General features: G+C 45.6%; 5 protein-coding genes. All 5 read left to right on the top strand.

Annotated elements, in window-relative coordinates:
* A partial coding sequence (cysD, locus tag AB4496_RS21295) for a sulfate adenylyltransferase subunit CysD (protein WP_372131879.1) occupies window positions 1-501 on the top strand: 501 nt, incomplete at its 5' end.
* 6 nt (window positions 502-507) lie between these two features.
* Window positions 508-1,155, top strand: coding sequence for an adenylyl-sulfate kinase (cysC, locus tag AB4496_RS21290; protein WP_009847929.1), 648 nt, complete (start codon window positions 508-510; stop codon window positions 1,153-1,155).
* On the top strand, window positions 1,155-2,117 hold the full coding sequence (locus tag AB4496_RS21285) for a hypothetical protein (RefSeq protein ID WP_009847928.1): 963 nt from the start codon (window positions 1,155-1,157) through the stop codon (window positions 2,115-2,117). Before cysC ends, AB4496_RS21285 begins: the two co-directional genes overlap by 1 nt.
* 141 nt (window positions 2,118-2,258) lie before the next feature.
* Window positions 2,259-3,665 carry a sulfate adenylyltransferase subunit CysN gene (gene cysN / locus AB4496_RS21280; RefSeq protein ID WP_009847927.1) on the top strand — a complete coding sequence of 469 codons (1,407 nt, stop codon included), beginning with the start codon at window positions 2,259-2,261 and terminating at the stop codon, window positions 3,663-3,665.
* Between the two features lie 321 nt (window positions 3,666-3,986).
* A partial coding sequence (gene gpmI, locus AB4496_RS21275) for a 2,3-bisphosphoglycerate-independent phosphoglycerate mutase (RefSeq protein ID WP_372131877.1) occupies window positions 3,987-5,170 on the top strand: 1,184 nt, incomplete at its 3' end.

The raw sequence follows: 5,170 nt of genomic DNA, 5'->3' as shown, positions 1-5,170 counted from the left end.
CGTGATGAAGAAAAATCTCGCGCCAAAGAGCGTGTATATTCTTTCCGCGATGAACATCACCGCTGGGACCCGAAAAACCAACGTCCTGAGCTATGGAATGTGTATAACGGTAAAGTAAATAAAGGCGAGAGCATTCGTGTGTTCCCTTTATCAAACTGGACTGAGCTGGATATCTGGCAATACATCTACCTTGAGAATATTGAAATCCCAGGATTATACCTAGCGGCAAAACGTCCAGTGATTAAGCGTGACGGTATGCTCATAATGAAAGACGATGAGCGGATGGAGCTCAAAGAAGGTGAGGTGATTGAAGAAAAGATGGTTCGTTTCCGCACACTTGGCTGTTACCCGTTGACGGGTGCGGTAGAGTCTGAAGCCGCAACGCTGCCAGAAATTATCCAAGAGATGCTACTCACCACAACGTCTGAACGCCAAGGCCGTGCTATTGATCATGATTCTTCTGGCTCAATGGAGAAGAAGAAACGCGAAGGGTATTTTTAAACTGTTATGACGACTCCATACCAACGTAAAAATAATGACTCGGTGAGTGACGATGTCGTGTGGCATAACTCAACAGTGACCCATCAAGATCGTGTGGCTCAAAAAGGGCAAAATCCAGTCATACTTTGGTTCACAGGTTTAAGTGGTTCTGGTAAATCCACCGTCGCAAATGCCGTTGAAAGTAAACTGCTGCAAATGGGCAAGCACAGTTATCTGCTTGATGGCGATAATGTGCGTCATGGCCTCAATCAAGATTTAGGTTTTTCAGATTCAGACCGCATTGAAAATATCCGCCGCATCGGTGAGGTAGCTAAGCTGTTTGTTGATGCGGGCAATATTGTGTTAACTGCGTTTATCTCACCGTTTATTTCTGATCGCCAACAAGTGCGTGAATTGGTAACTGAAGGTGAATTTCTTGAAGTGTTTGTCGATACCCCGCTAGAGGTGTGTGAAGCACGCGACCCTAAAGGGCTCTACAAGAAAGCACGTGCCGGTGAGATTAAACACTTCACAGGCATCGACTCAGAATACCAAGCACCGGTGAATCCTGAAATCCATCTGCATACTGCAGAGCTATCTATTGAAGCTTGCGCGGATTTTGTCGTAGCTGAACTTGAGAAAAAAGGTTACTTGCAGTTAGGAGGGCAGTATTAATGCATTATGACGTATTTAATGGTGATGCAGATGGAATCATTGCACTACTGCAATTGCGATTCGCTGAGCCAAAAGAGTCCACTTTGACTACCGGTGTGAAGCGCGACATCAAATTGTTAAAACAAGTGGATATCGACAACGCCAGATCAGTGACGGTGCTGGATATATCCATGGAGAAGAATTTACCAGATCTTGCAGCACTGCTACGCAACAACGTCAAAGTTTTCTACTGCGACCATCATCGTAGTGGCGATATCCCAAAATCTGAAAACCTTGACGTATTAATCAATCTTGATGCGGAAATCTGCACCAGTTTATTGATTAACCAACGGCTAGGCGGTAAACACGCTAAGTGGGCTGTGGCTGCGGCATTTGGTGATAACCTATTTTCTTCTGCCCAGAAGTTGGCACAAGAGATTGGCCTGAGCGAATCAGAGATCGAGTTCTTAAAAGAGTTAGGTACTTTGATTAACTATAACGGTTATGGTGCAACGCTGAGCGATTTACACATAGAGCCAGCAGCGCTCTATTTGCAACTCATTGGCTACGTCGATCCGCTATCGCTACTCGATGACGATAACTCGCCGTATCACACACTGAAGAAAGGCTACGAGCTAGACCGTAACCAAGTGTTGAGCATCACGCCAACTTACTCGGATACCCAATGTAAAGTGTTTGAGCTACCGTGTGAAGCTTGGGCAAGGCGCATTAGTGGTGTGTTTGGAAACGAGCTTGCAAATCAAAGCCCTGACTTAGCGCATGCAGTATTAACGCTAAACGCGAGCGAGCAAGATTACACGGTGAGCGTACGTGCACCATTAAACCACCGTGTTGGGGCCGATGATATCTGCTCGTCGTTTGCCACAGGTGGTGGCCGTAAAGCAGCCGCAGGCATTAACGCGTTAACGCTCGATGACAAGCAAAATTTCATCAACACGTTGTCAGCGTATTACGCTCATTAAATGAAATGTAATTGCAGAAGGTACACAGTCACTTTCTGCGATGTGGAGCTAAGGCTCCCATACTCTAGAGTGCAAAGCATTCGAGTAGACAACCCAATTATACAGGGCATTGAAGCCTGAAAAGAAGATTAGGAGAACGATATGTCTCACAGCTCAGAGCTTATCGCAACGGATATCGAAGCATATCTGAAAGTTCATGAAAACAAAGATTTATTGCGCTTCCTCACTTGCGGTAACGTTGATGATGGTAAGTCGACATTGATTGGTCGTCTGCTTTATGATTCAAAGTTGATTTACGAAGACCAAATGGCAGCGATTGAGAAAGACTCTCAGAAATTTAACACCACCGATGGTGATTTTGATCTGGCGCTTTTGGTGGATGGTCTGCAGTCAGAACGAGAGCAAGGTATTACGATTGATGTAGCATACCGCTACTTTTCAACGGATAAGCGCAAGTTCATCATCGCTGATACTCCAGGACACGAGCAGTACACGCGTAATATGGTGACGGGCGCTTCTACTTGTGAGTTAGCGATTGTAATGGTTGATGCTCGTTACGGTATTCAGACACAAACCCGCCGTCACAGCTATATCTGTAGCTTGTTGGGTATTAAGCACATCATTGTCGCTGTCAATAAAATGGACTTGATGGACTATAGTCAAGAGGTGTATCAGAAGATTAAGGCTGATTACCGTGAAATGGCAAAGAACTTCAACATCGATGATATCCGTTTTGTGCCGATTTCAGCCCTGAACGGAGACAACGTGGTGAAATCAAGTGAGGTGATGGATTGGTATCCAGGTGCAACGCTGATGAAGCTGCTTGAAACCGTCAAAATTGACCAAGATAAAGACCTCGAACATATGCGCTTTCCAGTGCAATACGTGAATCGCCCTAATCTAAACTTCCGTGGTTTCTGTGGCACGCTTGCGTCTGGTTTGGTGCAAGTGGGCGATGAAGTGACAGCGCTGCCATCAGGTAAGAGCTCTCGAGTAAAGTCGATTTATACCTTTGATGGTGATCTGGATACCGCACGTCCTGGTCAAGCGATCACGTTAATTCTTGAAGATGAGATTGATGTGTCACGGGGTGATATGCTGGTGCACAACGGTCATGAGCCAAAAGTCACCAATAAGGTCAATGCTCATATCGTATGGATGGGTGAGAACCCAATGCGTACGCATAAAGAGTACATCTTTAAGTTTGCGACCAAATCTTGTGTTGGTAAAGTGACTGGCATCCCTCATAAAATTGATGTCAATACATTAAAACAGCACGCCAAAGAGAGTGAAACGTTAGACCTTAACGAGATTGCTTTGTCTGAGATTGTATTGACGGACAAAATTGCTGTTGATACTTACCAAACACTACCACAAACTGGGTCATTCATTGTGATTGACCGTCATAATAATGTGACAGTAGGTGCGGGTATGGTTGAATCGGTATCGGATGAAAAAGAAGAAGGCCGTGTCTACTCTTCATCAGAAAAAGACTTGAATACCTACGTGCGCAAGCACTTCCCAGAGTGGGGGTGTGCAGAGATCTAACCTCATCAGGCTGCAGTATCGCACAGTACTTGGTCATTATGTTCTTAGGCAAAGGTGCGGAGATAGGGTGTGACGTATCACTTGTGGTGTGATTTCAACCTATTAGTAATCTAGATTCGTGCCTTAATTGCACTGCACCTGTAAGTTATCAGCGATATCATGTCGCTGACTTTATTCATTAAGTGACGCTTTTTTTCATATCCGATCATCCTACCTGCGACGTTTCTTGATCTTCCGCTACAGTTTTGACTGTAAACTGTAGTAAAATTACGCTAATTTGTTTTTATACCGATTTATTTTGAATTGAACGAGGTCAGTCCTATGTCAGCTAAGAAGCCAATGGCTCTAGTGATCCTTGACGGTTACGGTTACCGTGAAGACAACCAAGACAACGCTATCGCGAACGCTAATACACCTGTATTAGACGGTCTTATTGCTAACCAACCTAACACGCTAATCTCGGCTTCTGGCTTAGATGTAGGCCTACCTGATGGCCAAATGGGTAACTCTGAAGTGGGTCACACCAACATCGGTGCGGGTCGTGTGGTATATCAAGATCTTACTCGTATTACTAAGTCAATTTCAGATGGAGAGTTCGGCCAAACTGAAGCGCTAGTGAATGCGGTTGATAAAGCGGTGAAAGCTGATAAAGCAGTGCACATCATGGGCCTTATGTCTCCAGGTGGCGTTCACTCTCATGAAGATCACATCTATGCAGCTGTTGAAATGGCAGCAGAGCGTGGCGCAGAGAAAATTTACCTACACGCATTCCTAGACGGTCGTGATACACCGCCACGTAGCGCAGAAAACACACTTGCACGTTTCCAAGAGCTATTCGCTAAGCTAGGTAAAGGTCGTGTTGCTTCGCTTATTGGTCGTTACTACGCAATGGACCGTGATAACAACTGGGATCGCGTTCAAGAATCTTACGACCTGCTGACTCAAGCAAAAGCAGAGTTCACATTCGACACTGCAGTAGCTGGCCTAGAAGCGGCTTACGCTCGTGACGAAAACGATGAGTTCGTGAAAGCGACTGAAATTAAAGCGGAAGGCGAAGAGTCTGCCGCTATCGTTGATGGCGATGCGGTTATCTTCATGAACTACCGTGCTGACCGTGCTCGTGAAATCACACGTGCATTCGTTCCTGATTTCGATGGTTTTGCTCGTAACGCATTCCCAGCGATCGATTTCGTGATGCTAACTCAATACGCAGCAGATATTCCTCTTCTATGTGCATTCCCACCGGCTTCTCTAGAGAACACCTACGGTGAATGGCTATCGAAAGAAGGCAAAACGCAGCTACGTATCTCTGAAACAGAGAAATACGCGCACGTGACGTTCTTCTTCAACGGCGGCAAAGAAGACGAGTTTGAAGGCGAAGAGCGTCAGCTTGTTGCTTCTCCAAAAGTAGCAACGTACGACCTGCAACCAGAAATGAGCGCGCCAGAGCTAACTGAAAAGCTAGTTGCAGCAATCAAAGGCGGCAAATACGACGCTATCGTGTG

This window comes from Vibrio sp. 10N.222.46.A1, from assembly GCF_041473595.1.
Classification (GTDB): domain Bacteria; phylum Pseudomonadota; class Gammaproteobacteria; order Enterobacterales; family Vibrionaceae; genus Vibrio; species Vibrio tasmaniensis_A.
This window is presented reverse-complemented; position numbering and strand designations above follow the sequence as displayed.